The 16,982-nt window shown below is 41.3% G+C and carries 18 protein-coding genes and 1 riboswitch; of the genes, 2 read left to right on the top strand and 16 right to left on the bottom strand.

The window, feature by feature from the left end:
• Positions 1-165: 165 nt before the first annotated feature.
• From N9I19_RS09705 to acnA, 3 genes are all read right to left on the bottom strand, one after another.
• Complete coding sequence (locus tag N9I19_RS09705; protein ID WP_230302654.1) at positions 166-294, bottom strand: FbpB family small basic protein; 129 nt, start codon at positions 292-294, stop codon at positions 166-168.
• 286 nt (positions 295-580) lie between these two features.
• On the bottom strand, positions 581-1,114 hold the full coding sequence (locus tag N9I19_RS09700; protein WP_317777653.1) for a TlpA disulfide reductase family protein: 534 nt from the start codon (positions 1,112-1,114) through the stop codon (positions 581-583).
• A 207-nt stretch (positions 1,115-1,321) separates the two neighbouring features.
• Positions 1,322-4,033, bottom strand: a complete 2,712-nt coding sequence (gene acnA, locus N9I19_RS09695) for an aconitate hydratase AcnA (protein WP_284470913.1) — start codon at positions 4,031-4,033, stop codon at positions 1,322-1,324.
• 387 nt (positions 4,034-4,420) lie between these two features.
• Between acnA and sspO the strand changes: the two genes are divergently transcribed.
• The gene (sspO, locus tag N9I19_RS09690) at positions 4,421-4,573 is read left to right on the top strand and encodes a small acid-soluble spore protein SspO (RefSeq protein WP_034312428.1); all 153 of its coding nucleotides are present in this window, start codon (positions 4,421-4,423) and stop codon (positions 4,571-4,573) included.
• 116 nt (positions 4,574-4,689) lie between these two features.
• Here sspO and N9I19_RS09685 read toward each other — a convergent pair whose 3' ends face one another.
• A complete protein-coding gene (locus N9I19_RS09685; RefSeq protein WP_317777652.1) occupies positions 4,690-4,953 on the bottom strand; it encodes a hypothetical protein in 264 nt (87 codons plus the stop codon).
• Positions 4,954-5,066: 113 nt separating this feature from the next.
• Here N9I19_RS09685 and N9I19_RS09680 point away from each other — a divergent pair, with 113 nt between their 5' ends.
• Positions 5,067-5,201: a small acid-soluble spore protein P gene (locus N9I19_RS09680; protein WP_061462980.1), complete on the top strand. Its 135-nt coding sequence runs from the start codon at positions 5,067-5,069 to the stop codon at positions 5,199-5,201.
• Between the two features lie 187 nt (positions 5,202-5,388).
• On the opposite strand, the gene N9I19_RS09675 is transcribed toward N9I19_RS09680, so the two are convergent.
• The 12 genes from N9I19_RS09675 to N9I19_RS09615 all read right to left on the bottom strand — a co-directional run bounded on the left by N9I19_RS09675 (position 5,389) and on the right by N9I19_RS09615 (position 16,852).
• The gene (locus N9I19_RS09675) at positions 5,389-6,408 is read right to left on the bottom strand and encodes a thiazole biosynthesis adenylyltransferase ThiF (RefSeq protein WP_317777651.1); all 1,020 of its coding nucleotides are present in this window, start codon (positions 6,406-6,408) and stop codon (positions 5,389-5,391) included.
• Entirely contained in the window at positions 6,405-7,172 is a 768-nt protein-coding gene (locus N9I19_RS09670; RefSeq protein ID WP_061462978.1) for a thiazole synthase, read from the bottom strand. The genes N9I19_RS09675 and N9I19_RS09670 overlap by 4 nt, the downstream gene beginning before the upstream one ends.
• Before the next feature lies 1 nt (position 7,173).
• Positions 7,174-7,377 (bottom strand): sulfur carrier protein ThiS, encoded by a 204-nt coding sequence (thiS, locus tag N9I19_RS09665; protein WP_061462977.1) that lies wholly within the window; start codon positions 7,375-7,377, stop codon positions 7,174-7,176.
• A gap of 14 nt (positions 7,378-7,391) precedes the next feature.
• Positions 7,392-8,516, bottom strand: coding sequence for a glycine oxidase ThiO (gene thiO, locus N9I19_RS09660; protein WP_317777650.1), 1,125 nt, complete (start codon positions 8,514-8,516; stop codon positions 7,392-7,394).
• 1 nt (position 8,517) lies between these two features.
• A complete protein-coding gene (locus N9I19_RS09655) occupies positions 8,518-9,129 on the bottom strand; it encodes a thiamine phosphate synthase (RefSeq protein WP_089363059.1) in 612 nt (203 codons plus the stop codon).
• 40 nt (positions 9,130-9,169) lie between these two features.
• The gene (locus N9I19_RS09650; protein WP_317777649.1) at positions 9,170-9,946 is read right to left on the bottom strand and encodes an energy-coupling factor transporter transmembrane component T family protein; all 777 of its coding nucleotides are present in this window, start codon (positions 9,944-9,946) and stop codon (positions 9,170-9,172) included.
• A gap of 16 nt (positions 9,947-9,962) precedes the next feature.
• Positions 9,963-11,423 carry an ABC transporter ATP-binding protein gene (locus N9I19_RS09645; RefSeq protein ID WP_317777648.1) on the bottom strand — a complete coding sequence of 487 codons (1,461 nt, stop codon included), beginning with the start codon at positions 11,421-11,423 and terminating at the stop codon, positions 9,963-9,965.
• 12 nt (positions 11,424-11,435) lie between these two features.
• Complete coding sequence (locus tag N9I19_RS09640) at positions 11,436-12,020, bottom strand: ECF transporter S component (protein ID WP_061462972.1); 585 nt, start codon at positions 12,018-12,020, stop codon at positions 11,436-11,438.
• 13 nt (positions 12,021-12,033) lie between these two features.
• Positions 12,034-12,717, bottom strand: a complete 684-nt coding sequence (gene tenA, locus N9I19_RS09635) for a thiaminase II (RefSeq protein WP_317777647.1) — start codon at positions 12,715-12,717, stop codon at positions 12,034-12,036.
• A gap of 136 nt (positions 12,718-12,853) precedes the next feature.
• Positions 12,854-12,982, bottom strand: a riboswitch (TPP riboswitch).
• 409 nt (positions 12,983-13,391) lie between these two features.
• Positions 13,392-14,432, bottom strand: a complete 1,041-nt coding sequence (locus N9I19_RS09625; RefSeq protein ID WP_284470919.1) for an NADH:flavin oxidoreductase — start codon at positions 14,430-14,432, stop codon at positions 13,392-13,394.
• Between the two features lie 157 nt (positions 14,433-14,589).
• The gene (locus N9I19_RS09620; protein WP_317777646.1) at positions 14,590-15,375 is read right to left on the bottom strand and encodes an SDR family NAD(P)-dependent oxidoreductase; all 786 of its coding nucleotides are present in this window, start codon (positions 15,373-15,375) and stop codon (positions 14,590-14,592) included.
• Positions 15,376-15,610: 235 nt separating this feature from the next.
• Positions 15,611-16,852: an NADH:flavin oxidoreductase/NADH oxidase family protein gene (locus tag N9I19_RS09615; RefSeq protein WP_317777645.1), complete on the bottom strand. Its 1,242-nt coding sequence runs from the start codon at positions 16,850-16,852 to the stop codon at positions 15,611-15,613.
• Positions 16,853-16,982 lie beyond the last annotated feature (130 nt).

Raw genomic sequence — 16,982 nt, 5'->3', positions numbered from 1 at the left:
GTATATGTTTGAAACGTTTGCCCCTTTTTTGCCATAGAAAAATCCCCTCTCAGATAGACTGTTAAGAACATTTTATCATGCTCTCTTTTTACTCTGTCTACCTGTAGGGGATAATACCAGGGACCTTCATGGCACTGGCTCTTTTTAATATATCTTTTGCAAAACTTATTCAGCCTTTTGCATATGTTTTTTTTCAAGACGTTCTTCAAGTCTTTCCATTTGTTTAACGTCCATCAATAATTCCTTTTTGTTTTCTTTAATTAATTCTTCAAATGACCTTTTTCTTTTTTTCATGCTTTTCACCTACTTATTTTAATATACTATTCAGTATTGCCAAATTAACGTAAAATTATGACTATGTGCTTTCCATTCCTAAAATTGTCACAATTATCAGATTTTTAACCAGATAAAGTTCCCTTTCTCCACTCTCTATACTTTAACCCTTTTTTCCTAAACATTAACCATAATTTTTTAAATTTTTTGATTTTTTCATTAAAATTTGACAACTTTGTTAACAAACAATAAAACGGAACCTCATAAAGGTTCCGTCCGACTGTCTGCCAGCTTCATAAAGGTTCCCCTACTGCATACTATTTATGTTTCGTTCCATATCCTTAAGTTGCATGGCTGAAATTACCTTATTCCTGATAATGCCTTCTTTGTCGATGAAGTAAGTTGTTGGTATGCTAAGAATCTTGTAACGCTCATTCACTGGATTCTTGGCACTTTGACTGTCCAGCGGTATTGTAAAAGTAATTCCATTATCCTCTACAAAGGATTGTACATCATTTTCGGGGTCAATATTGACAGCAAGTACGACGACATCATCACCAGCTTGCTGTGTATATTTCTCCATATCCGGCATTTCCTTCTTGCAAGGCGGACACCACGTTGCCCAAAAATTCAGCATTACCTTTTTTCCCTTATAATCCGATAATTCAACCTGTTTCCCATCCAAAGTTTTCAGGTTGAAATCCGGTGCTTTAGCTCCAATTTTCAATCCGCCCAATGAATCTTTTTCGTCTTTTCCCTTCGGTTCATTATCCATCGCCTGCACGATTGCTATCGTAATAAGTGACAGTAAGACCACCGAAGCAATAATCTTTTTAATCATACTCGTCCCCCTAGTCCCATTACAATAAAAATATTAGTCCATTTCCAGAAATAGAACAACTTCCTTATTCCATCTTAACAATAAAAGGGTATGCAGAAAAGTGCAATTCCATTAAATCATATCATGATCTCTCATTGTTTCATAAACTTGACACAAAAAAAGCGGCAAACCTACACATGTAGGTTTGCCGCTCCTCAAAAGCTTAAATTAGCCTTTTAATTTATTACGTAATACCATTTGAAGGATACCACCGTGACGGTAGTAGTCGATTTCGATTTCAGAGTCGAAACGAACAAGTACATCAAATTCTTTTACGTTTCCAGCTTCATCAGTAGCTGTAACTGTTACGATATCACGTGGTTTAACTGTTTCGTCGATTTTAACAGCAATCGCTTCTTTTCCAGTTAATCCTAGTGTTTCAGCGTTTTCGCCTTCTTTGAATTGAAGAGGAAGAACACCCATTAACGCAAGGTTAGAACGGTGAATACGCTCGAAGCTTTCAGCGATAACTGTTTTAATGCCAAGAAGGTTAGTACCTTTTGCAGCCCAGTCACGAGAGCTTCCCATACCGTAGTCTTTACCAGCAATGACAGCAAGACCTGTTCCATCAGCTTTGTATTTCATACAAGCATCATAGATAGCCATTACATCGCCTGTTGGCCAGTAAGTAGTGTAACCACCTTCTGTACCTGGAGCAACTTGGTTACGGATACGAATGTTTGCGAATGTTCCACGCATCATTGCTTCATGGTTACCACGACGAGAACCGTAAGAGTTAAAGTCACGTGGTTTTACACCATTTTCACGAAGGTAGATACCAGCTGGTGTATCTTTACCGATTGCACCTGCAGGAGAAATGTGATCAGTTGTTACTGAGTCACCGAATTTACCAACTACGCGCAAGCCAGAAAGTGGGTTAACTGAACCTGGTTCTGGTGATAATCCTTCAAAGAATGGAGGATTTTGAATGTATGTTGATTTAGAATCGAAAGCGTAAATTGCTTCGTTGCTTGTTTGGATTTCATTCCAACGTTTGTTATCGTTGAATACTGTTTCGTATTCTTTACGGAATAATTCCGGTGTAACTGTTGCTTTAACAGCAGCGTTAACTTCTTCTTGTGATGGCCAGATATCAGCAAGATATACATCGTTGCCATCTTTATCTTTACCAAGTGAATCATTGTTTAGATCAAAGTCCACAGTTCCAGCAAGAGCATATGCCACAACCAAAGTAGGTGAAGCAAGGTAGTTTGCTTTCACTAGTGGATGAATACGACCTTCAAAGTTACGGTTACCAGAAAGTACTGAAGTTACTAGAAGATCTGCTTCAGCAACCGCTGCTTCGATTTCGTCCGCTAATGGACCTGAGTTACCGATACATGTTGTACAGCCATAACCAACTACGTTGAACCCTAATTGATCAAGGTATGGTTGAAGACCTGCATCACGAAGGTAACCAGTAACAACTTTAGAACCTGGTGCCAATGATGTTTTTACATAATCCGGAACAGTCAATCCTTTTTCAACTGCTTTTTTAGCAATAAGACCTGCTCCAAGCATTACGTATGGGTTAGAAGTGTTTGTACAGCTTGTGATTGCAGCAATTGCAATCGCACCTGTTTTCATTACCGTTTCTTTACCATCGGCAAATTTAACAGTTACTTCTTTATCCAATTCAGAATTGTCCATGCCGAAACCTTGGTTACCCATAGGTGCATTGATAGCATCATGGAAAGATTGTTTCATTTGAGAAAGTGGAATCAAATCTTGCGGGCGTTTAGGGCCTGAAAGGTTTGGTTCAATTGCTGAAAGGTCGATTTCCACAACATCATTGTAAGCTGGATCTTCGTTTTCAGGAGAGTAGAACAATCCATTTTCTTTGCAGTAAGATTCAACAACTTTAATTTGTTTTTCATCACGGCCTGTTAAGCGCATGTAATCGATAGCTTCTGCATCAACTGGGAAGAAACCGACTGTAGCACCGTATTCAGGAGCCATGTTAGCAATTGTTGCACGGTCAGCAAGTGGAAGATATCCTACTCCAGGGCCGTAGAACTCAACAAATTTACCAACTACGCCGTGTGCACGAAGAACTTGGGTTACTTTCAATGCAAGGTCAGTAGCTGTTGTTCCTTTAGGAAGTTGACCAGTTAGTTTCACACCAACCACTTTTGGTACTGGGAAGTATGAAGGCTGTCCAAGCATACCTGCTTCTGCTTCAATACCGCCGACACCCCAACCAAGAACACCAATACCGTTGATCATAGTAGTATGTGAATCTGTACCGAATACAGAGTCAGGGAATACTTCAAAGTCGCCGTTTGGAGATTCAACCGCATGTACTACGTTCGCAAGGTACTCAAGGTTAACTTGGTGAACGATACCAGTTGCTGGTGGAACCGCACGGTAGTTATTGAATGATTTTTGAGCCCAGCTTAGGAACTGGTAACGTTCTGCATTACGTTCGAATTCAAGATCCATATTGGCATCAAGAGAATCAATTGTACCTGCTTTATCAACTTGTACAGAGTGGTCGATTACAAGGTCAACTGGAATTTCCGGGTTGATTTTATCAGGATCTCCACCAAGTGCAGCGAATGCATTACGTAGAGAAGCTAAATCTACAACAACTGGAACACCAGTGAAATCTTGTAGGATAACACGTGAAGGCTTGAACGGAACATCTATATCTTGCTGCTCACTTGTTCCCCACTTAGCAAGGTTCGCAACGTGTTCTTTTGTGATTACTCTTCCGTCTACTTGGCGAAGTACTGCTTCAAGTAGGACTTTAATGGAATATGGAAGGCGTGAAACTTGGCCGTCCCCTGCTTTTTCAATAGCGTCTAGGCTGTAGTAGTTGTAGCGTTCCCCTTCAATTTCAAAGGATTTACGCGCTTGGTATACGTCATTTTTCGTCATGAATATTACCCCCAATTAAACTGTCAGAACTTATTCTGCACATAAAAGTAAAACCTGGTTCTCTGAAACCATGTCTACTATAAATATAAGTAAAAAAAGTTAGTTTGTCGAATTTCTTCTCTCTTCTCCCACCCTAACTCTTCCTTCAACTTAATACTAATATAGAAATGAGTATAAGTAAATAACAAGAAAGTTATTGTTTTTGATAAGTTTCTCTTATAGAAAAAAATTCCCCACATATTAAAGTTGCATTTAGGAAGCCTTACTGATATGCAATTCATCGAAAATACCCCTATTTTTGGCCTGATAAATTATTCCAGTAAAACATATTGGTCATTCATACATAATCATTCAACATTATCGCATTCTATGGGTGGAGGTGTCGAAATGACAAAACAAAAGGCAAATCATGTTATACCAGGTATGAATGCTGCAAAAGCGCAAGGTAATGGAGCTGGGTATAATGATGAACTGGGAAATGAACCGCCATTATCGGAAATGCAAAGGCAAAATAATAAAAAAAGAAAGAAAAACCAATGATTTCCCTCATTTCTAGGCTTTAAATAAGATAGGCTTTTTGAAATGGCAGATTTACTGCATTTTTCAAGAAGCCTATTCCATTCTAAAAACAGGAAACGCCGGATAGAACCAGTCACTCAAAAGTCCTCTGAATTGACCTCATTGACGATTGCCTGAATATCCTGCTCGAATTGTTTCAATTGTTCTCTCTGATGCTCGGAAGCCGTGACTAAAGCAGATTGAATTTGCTGATAGGCCTCGTTCACCTCCTGCTTCACATGTTTCAATTCCGTTCCGTAATTCGGTGCGTTCTTCTCGATGGATGAATATACATCAAATACTTGTTGATAGCTTTGCTGGGCTTCCTGGAACGTCCTTCGCTTATCTTGTTTATCCTGCATTTGGTTCAGCTCCTTAATTAGTGTCCATCCATAGCATGTACGAGGTTTGCAAATATATGTATGTGAATAAAATTTCACGGACTGATTATCTTAAGAAGTAGGAGGGATCGCACATGAACAAAAATGATGGTAAAAACAACGCACCTAAAGGGAATAACACAGGTCAACCTGCACCGTTAAGCGGTTCTCATAAGGTAAAAAATAGACAGCACTCCCGTCAGAAGCATAATAGCAGTCATGATATGTAGGCAGCTTTTATAAACGTTCCATAACGAAGCGGTGCCGCCCTTAAGGCAGACACCGCTTTCGTTTGATGTTTACGCAGCAATCAAGTCGCAAGAAGAATGTTCGATAACTTCCTATTATAATGCAGAAATTATCGGTACCTTTTTAAAACACTTTACCTTGGATTTCAGATCCGTTCATTACAGTTATTCAGCCAAAATAACGATGATATAAAGTTTTGGCTTCTGAGATTTCTTTTGTTCCATGGATCAAAGCACGTCCATCTTTAAAAACAACCATTCGATGGGTTCCGATTGAAAATGAAAGTAAATAGGGATTTCTAACGATTTTGCCACCTTGTGCAAACAGATTTTTTTCAAGTTCCGCTAAGTCTCTTTCATGTTTCATCGCCGGCCGAATCTGGACAGAATCCCTCCCGCATAATACGGCAGTCTTTATACGATTTGAATAGGATAGATGTGGATAGGTCCGATTTGTCCCACAAGACAAACAACTGTCTTTTTTTAATTTCGCTACATCTATGGACGAATGCTCATTTTTCCAAAGATCGAACGAAACAATCTTGTTTCTAAGTGATGCATAATCTTCTACAAGGATTTTTAAGGCTTCCGTCATTTGGTGGGCAACGACCGTTTGAACAGCAGGACTAATGATTCCCGCCGTATCACAGGTCAGTCCTCCAATCGGAACCGTTTCCAGCAAACAATTCAAGCATGGGGTCACCTCTGGGATCACCGTGTAACTTATCCCATAACTCCCTACACAGGCCCCGTAAATCCAGGGTATTTTATATTTTTGTGCGCTATCATTAATTAGCATCCTGGTATCGAAATTATCAGTGGCGTCCAATATTAAATCCACGCCTTCAACGAGCTTTGCCAGTTCATCCACCGAAACATCCGCAACATGCGATTTTACGACAACATCTGAATTTAACGCATTCAAACGATTCTTCGCTGCCACAGCTTTCGGTATTCTTTTTTCAGCATCTTCTTCACAATAAAGCTGTTGTCTTTGCAGGTTGCTCCACTCCACATAATCTCTGTCAACAATGGTCAGTTTCCCAATTCCTGCTCGTACAAGGCCTTCTGCACTTCCCGTACCGAGAGCACCCGCTCCAATCACCAAAACGTGTTTATTGCGAATTTTCAATTGTCCTTCATTCCCTATAGGGCCAAAAATTTCTTGTCGTGAATAACGTTCAGTCATCCAATGCTCATTCCTTCAACTGGACTGCTTGCAATGGCGTACTCATTTTTTTCTATTCTGCCCGCTTCATAACCCATGCGACCTGCCTCAATGGCAAGTTTCATTGCTTTCGCCATTTTGATTGGGTTTTTTGCTCCGGAAACTGCAGTGTTAAGCAACACGCCATCCGCACCTAATTCCATGGCAATTGCCGCATCGGAGGGTGTTCCAATCCCTGCATCAACAATTACAGGAACCTCTGATTGTTCCATAATGAATCGCAAGTTCAGTGGGTTTATAATTCCTTGACCTGAGCCAATCGGTGAAGCACCAGGCATTATTGCATGACAGCCCACTTCTTCCAAGCGTTTTGCAAGCAAAACATCATCCGAAGTATAGGGTAATACAGTGAATCCCAGTTTCACTAATTCTTCAGCAGCTTTTAAGGTTTCAATCGGATCAGGCAGAAGTGTTTTTTGACAGCCGATGACTTCCACCTTAATCATGTCACATAAACCAGAAGCCTTAGCAAGTTGGGCTATGCGCACTGCTTCTTTTGCCGTCTTGGCTCCTGCTGTATTGGGAAGGAGTGTATATTTTTTCAAATCAAGCTTTTCTAAAAAATTTGGTTGACTGGCTTCGAAAATGTTCATTCTCCGAACTGCAAATGTTAATATTTCCGTCTCCGAAACCTCCACTGATTGCTTTTGAACATCGAAGTTTGGATATTTCCCAGTACCTAATAATAACCTAGAAGAAAATTCATAAGAACCAATCTTTAACATATCATCCGCCTCCTACAAAATGTACAATCTCGACCTTGTCACCATTTGACAAAAGTGTTTCACTTTGATTTTCTTTTGCTAATATTTCATCATTCAATTCAACGATCACTACTTTTTGATGTAAATTAAAGTGTTGCAAAAGTCCTGTAACTGTTGACTCATCAGCAGGAATCCGTATTTTTTCCCCGTTAATAATCAATTCCAATTCATTCACCTCCATTATGAAAATTGGGTCTGTATCGAACGCTCCAATCGAAAAGCGGACCATTCAGGGTTTGTCTTCCCTTCCACAATATCCGCAATAAGTACACCTGTAATTGGAGAAAGCAGGATACCATTCCTGAAGTGACCCGTTGCAATGAAAAGTCCTTTGTATGCTGGATGTTCACCAAAGTACGGAAGGCCGTCCCCTGTTTGGGGGCGTATACCTGCCCATGTCTTTTCCCACTCGGTTTCTTTAATTGCCGGAAGCAATTGCGTTGCCTTTTCTATTAACGTTGAGATCCCTTCCATACTTACCTTTTGATCGAAAGTGTTCGCTTTTACCGTTGCCCCGACAATGATTCTCCCGCCAACTTTGGGTACAAGATAGCAGCCATGTGAAAAGATCGTTTTTTCAAGCAATGGACGATCAGTCAGGACGGAGAAGCACTCCCCCTTTATCGGATAGGTATCGAGGTTTATTCCTGACTTTTCAAGGAGGAAAGCACTCCAAGCCCCACTTGCCACAATTACATTTTCACTTGAAAATTCGCCTATATTAGTGGACACTCCTTTTACATATCCATTTTCCGTACGTAAATCAAAAACATGGACAAATTCCTTAATATCCACACCAAGGGCAGCTGCAGATTTAGTAAAAGCGAGCGACAGCCTTGTTGCTGAAACTTGTCCATCCCCCGGAATGAACATGCCTCCCTTAATCTCATCCGATAGAAGCGGTTCCGTTTTCCTTATTTCGGCAGTAGATAACCATTCCGCCTCAAGTCCCGCATCTTGCTGGACTTTGATCATTTTCTTCAACTCTGCAACCTGGTCATCCGTAAGCGCCACCTTAAACATACCCTTATTCACTAATTCGATGTCTATTCCACTTATGTCTTTCAATTCTTTCGACAGTGCAGGAAACATCCCCCTGCTTCGGCTTGCCAATGTAAAGAGCGGGTTATCTGCATCCAGCTCAGCCTGTGCTCCTAACATCCCGGCTGCAGCACTGGAAGCTTTACTGGCAAGTCTATCTTTTTCCAATAAAAGGACCTTTTTACCTCGTTTAGCTAATTGAAAAGCAATGGATCCACCAATTACTCCTCCCCCAACAATGATTGCATCATATATGGAATTCATCTTATGTCTCCTTTCCTAAAGACTTCGAATATTCTTTAACGGCTCTAACCGGATTTTCCGCTTCAAGCACACCTGACATGACTGCAATTCCTTGTGCCCCAGCATCGCGCACGATTTGGCAATTGGAGGGTGTTATTCCGCCTATTGCAATAATCGGAAGATTGACATTTTTTGTAATTGCATGAAGCTCCTCAACTCCCTTAGGAGGAAGACCGCGTTTTGAATCCGTTTCAAAAACATGACCATATATCGCGTAATTGGCACCGTAGCGGAAAGCGGCTTTTGCTTCATCCATGGAATGGATCGAACAGCCAACACTCATCCCTGGAAATGCTCTTTTTACGACTCCTGCATCTAAACTATGAAAAGCCAATTGCACACCAAACACTTTGTGCGCCCAGGCTACATCCACCCTGTCATTAATGATGATCTTAGACAGCGGAATCTTATTATTATGTAACAGGGTCACTGCTCGATAGAGTTCTGATGCATTCATATTTTTTTCCCTTAGATAGAAGAAATCAACATGTTCCTGAATGTTTGAAGCGATTTCTACGAACTTTTCAATTGGCTGTTTCCCAGTAGAAATAATATGCAATTCTTGTGCATTCATACTTAGAACCCCTAACTAGTAAACTTGCAATCTCATAAAATCAAATAGGTAGTAACGGGAAATGAACCGATAGATAAAACCCTGCCAACAGCAGGATGATAAAATACAGAATGAATCCATGGTCTTTTATTGAAAACCCAAATTCATAATAGTATGTTCGATCCCGAGTGTCTGTAAATCGCTTCGCCTCCATCGCAACCGCGATTCTGTGAGCACGTCTGATGCTTCCGGATAACAATGGGATGGAATAGGCTTTCATTTTATAATATACCGATCTGATCCCTTTTCCCTTTTCGAAACCGCGTACCTTCATCGCGTTTCGTATCGTTTGTAACTCTTCCATCATGATGGGGATAAGCCTTAAAGCTGCCATGAAACTATAAGCATATTTCGGTTTAAGCTTAACTTGCTGCATTAAGGAATAAAACAAGTTCACAGGTCTCGTCGTCAAGGAAAAAGTTAAACCAAGTGCCGCAAAAAGCAAAGCTCGAAAGCCTACCAGTAACCCCCTCATGAAACTTTCTTCCGTAATCGATATAAGACCCCACTCAAACCAAAGTGTCTCACCTTTACCGAATAAAATCATTGCTAGAGAAGTGGATATAAAAATGAAACAAAAAGGGATTGACAAAAGTAAGATGCGTTTCATCGAATGCCCCGTAAAACACAAAAATAAGAATAAAACACCAATGGTCACATTCATCATATAATTCAGATCATGAATGAATAATGCCACAATGCATAAAACAAGCAATGCGCATAGTTTAAGGCTTGGGTTAACCTTATGGAGCCATGTTTCTGCACTTGAAACATTCATCTACATGACACTCCTTTTAAAATGATAAAACTTTGGTCTCCATAAATCCGGATTGCGTGTTGACCTTTTCATCACTTATTACATTTCCGTCTTTAACCGTCCAGATCCTGGTTGCAAAGTTTCTTGAAATATGATCGTCATGAGTTACCATGATCACTGTTGTTCCACGCCTTCGATATTCCTCAAACCATTCCAGTAATGCAAAGGTATTTTTCGAATCTTGGCCAAAGGTAGGCTCATCCAAGAGAATGATTTTTTTGTCTATGACGATAGAGGCAGCTACACTTAAACGACGCTTTTGACCCATTGATAATTGAAATGGATGTTTATCCCGATGGGCCTCTAGGCGGAACACTTCAAGCAATGATTGAACTCTCTCCCTTATTTCTTGTTGTGGCCTTTTTCCAATTCGCAATGAATAAGCAATCTCTTCATATACAGAATTTGCAACGAACTGAAACTCAGGATTTTGAAAGACAAACGTCATATGATCGGTTAGATTTTTCATCCTTTTAATAGGGGCTCCCATTAATTCATACGTACCATTCGTTTTTATGAACTGCATCAGTGCATGCAAAAGAGTACTCTTTCCCGCGCCATTTTCTCCCCTGATTACAATCCATTCCCCTGAATGGACCATCAATCCTTCAACCTTGATTTTTTCCTCTTTATTCCGAAAACCGCTAAAGCCTTGCACATGCATTAGGGGTGAACCGTCTGCAAATTGTTGTTCCCGAATGGGGGCATTCTCTTGTATATATTCATCCCAAACACCAGGGAACCAAATTCCATGTTCTTTCATTTCCTTTTTATATAGTGAAAGGATGGTATCTCTTGGACCATCAGCTATAATTTCACCTTCACCGTTAAAAAGCACGATTCGTTCGATGAATTCTAAAACATGGTCAATTTTATGCTCGACGATAATTACCGTTTTGTCTCGACCGACTTCCTTCAACAAATCCCAGATTTCTTTAGTTCCTTCCGGATCAAGCATGGCGGTTGGTTCATCTAAAAATATCACTTCCGGTTCAAGGGCCAATACTGAAGCGATTGCCAGACGCTGTTTCATCCCGCCTGATAATGTTTCTATACTTGTATGGCCTAGGTTCAATCCTACTTTACGAATATGATTTTGGATTTTCTCATTCATTTCTTCTTTAGGGACGGAAAGGTTCTCAAGGACGAAGGCAATTTCCTCATCGGCAAATGGCATGCAAAACTGACTATCAGGGTCTTGAAAAACATATCCCCATGAAGAAGCGCATTTCAATTTCTCCGCTTTCATCGGGACTTCGATGGAATTCGGAATCAATCCGCTTAACACTTGCAAAAGAGTCGACTTACCACATCCTGATGGTCCCAACAATAGAACTTTTTCACCTTTATCAATCGAGACTGATAGGTCCTTGAAAATCAAAGACCCATCACCTGGAAATTTCATTCTTAACTTCTCAACAGAAACGATTGGTTTCATGGCCATCAACCTCTACTTTTGGTCCAGTTCTGCATAATCTTTACTTGAAACTGGACGAACTAGATTAGTTACTCCTGTTGCTTCCAGGACTTTAACTAGATAATAAGCAGTTACACCTGCAAAGAATATGGAACCCACAAACCTCGCTATCATGAATAACGATAAATTCCAAAGAGTGAGAGCACCTATTTCCCCGTAGGCAAAATCCATTAATACTGATGCAAGGCAGGAAGCTATCGCAGCTAAAACGGCCACCGGCATATTGAATTTTTTATATTTGAACGCCATGAATACCAGTTCAGCGAACAAACCTTGGACCACCCCATATAAGAGTACGGACAGCCCCCATGGTGAACCTAGAAAGAATTCACCTGAAGCTGCAGCTATCTCTGCCAGAAGTGCCACACCCGGTTTCCGTAAAATCAAAAAGGCGACGGGGCCAGCTATAAACCACATTCCATAAATAAGTTGATCTAGATGTAATCCTAATGGTTTAACGGAATAATAAATCGAACCCCAAAGGATATAAACGATTCCAAATGCTACGGCAATCACGATCGTGACTAATATATCCGTTAATTTCAATCCTTTTTTCATGTTTCAATCTCCTTTATACTTCTAGTGTTTCCTTATGCATAGGCCATGTCTCTAAACGATAAGCCATTTCCCAAAATGAGTACTCATATTGGCTGCTAAGGATAAAATGCTCCTTCATTCTTTCCTTATCTTCATCTGTTACCTTTTCAGCAATCTTATCAAGCCTCGCAATTTGTTCTTCTACCAAAGAGCGGAACCACTCTCCACCGTAAGCCGCTATCCATTCTTGATAAATCGGCTCTTCCGGTTTACACTCTTGCAGCTTTTCACCTATTTCATAATACAGCCAATAACATGGCAAGATAGCCGCAATAACGTCACCTAAATGTCCAGAATATGCCGCACGATACATATGGGAAGTGTAAGCATAGGCAGTCGGGGCAGGTTTGAAATTTTCCCGTTCTTCTTTGGTGATGCCTAATCTCTCAGAAAAATTTTCATGAAGCTTCAACTCCGCTTCATATGTTCCCTGTGCGTGGCCGGCAAGCCTGCTTGTTGTATGTAAATCTGTAGCCTTGACTGCTCCTAAAGCTTGAACTCTAGCAAAATGAGATAAATAATAGGCATCCTGCTTGACATAAAAACGAAAACACTCTATTGGCAATGTGCCATCTCCTATTCCTGCAACAAACGGGTGATTAAAGCTAGCTTCCCAAATATGATCAACTTCCTGGCGGATTTCCTCTGAAAACTTCATGTCCATTACCTCCAAATTCTATTTTTTTATGAATGATACGGATAAAAGCCTTTTATAACCCCTTTTTTTTGCAAATAAAAAACCACTTTCTTTAACGTAAAGAAAGTGGTTGTACTTGAAATAATACAGAAACGTATTGTCCCAGACCCCACTTCCCTACGCTGGTATAAACCAGATCAGGTTCTAAGGGTCTTAAAGTCATACTTTAATCTCAGCTTCTCAGGTAAAATCAGTTTTTACCTATAAAGCACCCCTAGTGGTACAAATTGTATATATATTTCATTTGCCTTTATATTAACACGATAAATCCAATTGTCAAACGTATTAGAAAAGTTTTCAATCAAAGATGTTCATTATTAATCTTTTGGATTACTAGTCTTTCAATCTTCTAATACGTTAAGGATGAAGAAAAGAGGATGCCCCAGCCCCCCCATTCTCTATGGAATAATAAGATACTCTTATCCTCTTTTTTTTAAAGACAGACATAACAAAGTATTATGCATCAAAGTATTGGATAGATTGGATCTCTTAATTTGAATTCATAGTTTTCGTCTACAATCCCTACAACTTTATCGCTGTCATAAATCTCCATATGCTTAGCTGTGCGGCAATCGTATAGCACTTTTATCCATAAACTCCAGAATGTATCTTGTGTTAACTAATCAAACGGAGGCTTAATGAAGTGTTCTCACTGACTCAGATGTAAAGGGAACCAATTCTGCTGTTCGGCCGTCACGAATCTTGTTTACCCAAGCAGGATCAACCATTAATGCCCGACCCACGGCTACCAGATCAAATTCTTCACGCTCAAGCCTTTCGATTAACCCGTCGATCTTGGTATTTTTGGCACTCTTTCCTTCCGTAAAGTGACTCGTAAAATCGTTATCCAGACCGACTGATCCAACCGTAATCGTCGGTTTACCCGTCAGCTTTTTTGTCCATCCGGCGAGATTCAGATTGGAGCCTTCGAACTCAGGCTCCCAGAAACGGCGGGTCGAGCAGTGGAAAATATCGACGCCCGCATCGGAAAGTGGCGTCAGGAACCGTTCCAGCAGCGCCGGCGTTGCTGCCAGTTTCGCTGTAAAATCCGTCTGCTTCCATTGCGAGAACCGCAGCACAATCGGGAATTCCGGTCCGACGGCACGGCGGCAAGCTTCGATGACCTCAACCGCGAAGCGGGTGCGGGCAACCATGTCGCCGCCATAGCTGTCGGTACGCGGGTTCGTTTTCTCCCAGAAGAATTGGTCGATCAAATATCCATGCGCACCGTGAAGCTCAATGCCGTCGAACCCAAGCCGCTTGGCTTCGAATGCTGCCTGCGCAAAGGCTTGAACGATTGCGGCGATATCCAATTCCGAATAATCGCCAACATGCCCTTGCGCACCCATATGCCAAATCTGCGGAATAATCCGTCCGCCTACTTCGTGTACAGCAGCCACGACGTTTGCCCAACCGTTTAATGCAGCTTCGCCATAGAAATGCGGTACATTGGCTTGATTGGACGAATCCGAATGATTAATCACCGTACCTTCTGTCACGATAAGTCCAACGCCATTTTCAGCCCTGCGGCGATAATAGGCGGCCACATCCGGACCAGGCACTCCTTCAGGAGAAAATTGTCTCGTCATCGGTGCCATCACTATACGATTTGCCAGCGTCGTATTTCCGAATGCGAATGGTTTAAACAAGTTTTGAATAGATTGAGAATAATTCATAATTGACCTCCAAATAATTGAAATAGTGTTGTAGAATATATCCGCAACAGATTAGTAATTGCGTTCTTTGCTGAGAGCATCGTTCGGATAAGTTGGGAGCCCTTGCCTGGGTTGTCAGGCCGTAATCAACAGCCAATCCTGGCCGCCCTCCATAAGGTCAATCCCCCGTTCTGTCCTGCATGGATCTGACCATACGTGTCACCATCTTGCGCGGCATTAATCGCGGAATGAACGCCACGAACCGGTTGCGAGCCCCTGGCATCACGAGCGTCTTCCCGCGCAAGAAGCCTCGGTACCCTTCCTCAGCCACCTGCCCGGCCTCCATGATGGCCCCACTCTGGAACAGCTTCGAGGCGCCCATACCCGAACGATCGACGAATCCGGTTGACGTCAGCCCCGGACATAGTGCCGTCACAGTAACACCCGTGCCGCTCACCTCGTTCTCGAGAGCCTCGGTGAACGACAGCACGTACGCCTTCGTCGCGTAGTAAACCGACATCATAGGTCCCGGGAAAAAACCCACCAACGAAGCAACATTCATAATGCCCCCTTGGCCCCGTTTGACCATATCTGGCAAGAACAACTTCGTCATAACAGTCAGAGCCTTGATATTGACATCAATCATATTCGTCTCTTGCTCCAACTTCGTTTCCAAGAATGTCCCGTACAAACCGAAGCCGGCATTATTGACAAGATAGTCGACGACAACCCCCTTCTCCTTAAGCTCCGCGACAATCTCCTCCGGTACGCCGGGTGATGCGACATCCTTGGCGATGACTGTCGTTTGGATGCCATATTTATTCCGATATTCCTTCGCTAGTTCCAAAAGTTTACCCTCGCTCCGCGCCACCAGCACTATATCATGTCCATCTTTGGCGAAACGATCCGCCAACTCTTGGCCAATCCCACCCGACACTCCAGTGATAAGTACAGTTTTTCTCATTTTGCAATCCACCTCTGTTTTTAGTGTAAAACTTTAAACCGTTTTGCAGCGTTTTCTAACCCCTGATTGTGACTATGGATGGTGTTTAGCCATACAGCAGAATCCTCTGGTCGGACCGTACTCAAGAAAAGTTGCCAGCCTCGCCCAACATTAAAGAACGAACATTCTAGTAAAGTGAAAAATAATAACGCAAACAGTTTTCTCAAAAGATTTCATTGACATGAAGTAGATACTCTTATGCTCTTCTTTTTTTAAACACTGAAAGTCCATTCTTAGAAATATTGTGAAGTAGGGACAACCAAACACTATAATTAGGTTTAGGAAGTTTTGATTTGCCTATTCGTGCTAATTGCTGCTCATACCAACCTAGCTCTAACATAGATGACGCTTTTTTATCTAAACTTGTAATTCCTGTCTTAATTGGTTTAATCTTTACCGTTTCATATTTCCCCTCAAAGATTTGGTTTGGTAGATCGGGTACAAGTGCAAATGGTTTTGCTAAGCCAACCATATCTATCGTCCCACTGGCTATAGCTTCAGTCATACCTTCTTGAGAACGAAACCCTCCTGTAACAACTAATGGTGTAGAGACTAATTTTCTCGCCTTATTAGCATATTCCAAGAAATAAGCTTCCCGTTTCTTTGTACTTTCTTTCACCTCGCCCCCCATCATCTTGGGATTTTCGTAATTCCCCCCGGAAATTTCAATTAAATCAATACCGACTTCAGATATTCTCTGAAGAACCTCCATCGATTCCTCTTCCGTGAAACCACCTCGTTGAAAATCAGTGGAATTTAACTTGATACCAATGGGGAAGTTCTCGCCTACTTGATTACGTATTTCCTGATAAATTTCCATTAAAAATCTCATTCGATTCGTTAAACTTCCACCCCATTCATCTGTACGTTGGTTATGATATGGCGATAAAAATTGATTAACTAGGTATCCATGGGCTGCATGAATTTGAACACCTGTAAATCCAGCATTTTTTGAAATTTTAGCTGCATTTCCGAAGCGTATAATCAGGTCTTTGATTTCCGGTGTAGTAAGGGCGCGCGGTTTATTAAAAAAGTCCTTAACATCCCCAGAAAGTGGGACAGCACTTGGCGCGACAGGTTCCTTTGATATGGTCTTAGGTGACTGTTTTCCAGGATGATTTAATTGCGTCCAAAGGTGAGTTCCATTTTGCGTGCCAGCTTTTGCCCATTTCTTGAGTTTGTCTAAGTCACGCTCATCTTCAATAACAACGTTTCCAGGTTCCCCTAAGGCTTGTCTATCAATCATAACGTTTCCTGTCACCAGAAGCCCCGCACCGCCATTTGCCCATGTTTCGTATAAAGTAATTAAGGGCTGTGTAGGATTATTATCAGCTGTCGCTAGTGTTTCACTCATGGCTGATTTAAAAAATCGATTTTTGATGTTTACTCCATTTGGGAGTTGTAGAGAATTTGCTAAAATAGTATTGTTATTTTTCATTTTTTTCTCTCACCTCAATTAATTTCTTTTATATAAAAGAGCATCTATACTCTTCCTTTGTTAACAAATATTATACCGACTTGACCATCTTTTAATTTAGGGTAAATGTATTTTAATCCATTCTAATCCT

It is taken from the genome of Peribacillus sp. CSMR9, from assembly GCF_033141925.1.
Taxonomy (GTDB): Bacteria; Bacillota; Bacilli; order Bacillales; family DSM-1321; genus Peribacillus; species Peribacillus simplex_A.
The sequence above is the reverse complement of the archived record's forward strand: the minus strand, read 5'-3'. Positions and strand labels throughout refer to the sequence as shown.

Bases quoted from the DNA above. Each gene is read 5' to 3' on its own strand.
- N9I19_RS09705 (WP_230302654.1), bottom strand. From the start codon at position 294: ATGAAAAAAAGAAAAAGGTCATTTGAAGAATTAATTAAAGAAAACAAA.
- N9I19_RS09700 (WP_317777653.1), bottom strand. From the start codon at position 1,114: ATGATTAAAAAGATTATTGCTTCGGTGGTCTTACTGTCACTTATTACG.
- acnA (WP_284470913.1), bottom strand. From the start codon at position 4,033: ATGACGAAAAATGACGTATACCAAGCGCGTAAATCCTTTGAAATTGAA.
- sspO (WP_034312428.1), top strand. From the start codon at position 4,421: ATGACAAAACAAAAGGCAAATCATGTTATACCAGGTATGAATGCTGCA.
- N9I19_RS09685 (WP_317777652.1), bottom strand. From the start codon at position 4,953: ATGCAGGATAAACAAGATAAGCGAAGGACGTTCCAGGAAGCCCAGCAA.
- N9I19_RS09680 (WP_061462980.1), top strand. From the start codon at position 5,067: ATGAACAAAAATGATGGTAAAAACAACGCACCTAAAGGGAATAACACA.
- N9I19_RS09675 (WP_317777651.1), bottom strand. From the start codon at position 6,408: ATGACTGAACGTTATTCACGACAAGAAATTTTTGGCCCTATAGGGAAT.
- N9I19_RS09670 (WP_061462978.1), bottom strand. From the start codon at position 7,172: ATGTTAAAGATTGGTTCTTATGAATTTTCTTCTAGGTTATTATTAGGT.
- thiO (WP_317777650.1), bottom strand. From the start codon at position 8,516: ATGAATTCCATATATGATGCAATCATTGTTGGGGGAGGAGTAATTGGT.
- N9I19_RS09655 (WP_089363059.1), bottom strand. From the start codon at position 9,129: ATGAATGCACAAGAATTGCATATTATTTCTACTGGGAAACAGCCAATT.
- N9I19_RS09650 (WP_317777649.1), bottom strand. From the start codon at position 9,946: ATGAATGTTTCAAGTGCAGAAACATGGCTCCATAAGGTTAACCCAAGC.
- N9I19_RS09645 (WP_317777648.1), bottom strand. From the start codon at position 11,423: ATGAAACCAATCGTTTCTGTTGAGAAGTTAAGAATGAAATTTCCAGGT.
- N9I19_RS09640 (WP_061462972.1), bottom strand. From the start codon at position 12,020: ATGAAAAAAGGATTGAAATTAACGGATATATTAGTCACGATCGTGATT.
- tenA (WP_317777647.1), bottom strand. From the start codon at position 12,717: ATGAAGTTTTCAGAGGAAATCCGCCAGGAAGTTGATCATATTTGGGAA.
- N9I19_RS09625 (WP_284470919.1), bottom strand. From the start codon at position 14,432: ATGAATTATTCTCAATCTATTCAAAACTTGTTTAAACCATTCGCATTC.
- N9I19_RS09620 (WP_317777646.1), bottom strand. From the start codon at position 15,375: ATGAGAAAAACTGTACTTATCACTGGAGTGTCGGGTGGGATTGGCCAA.
- N9I19_RS09615 (WP_317777645.1), bottom strand. From the start codon at position 16,852: ATGAAAAATAACAATACTATTTTAGCAAATTCTCTACAACTCCCAAAT.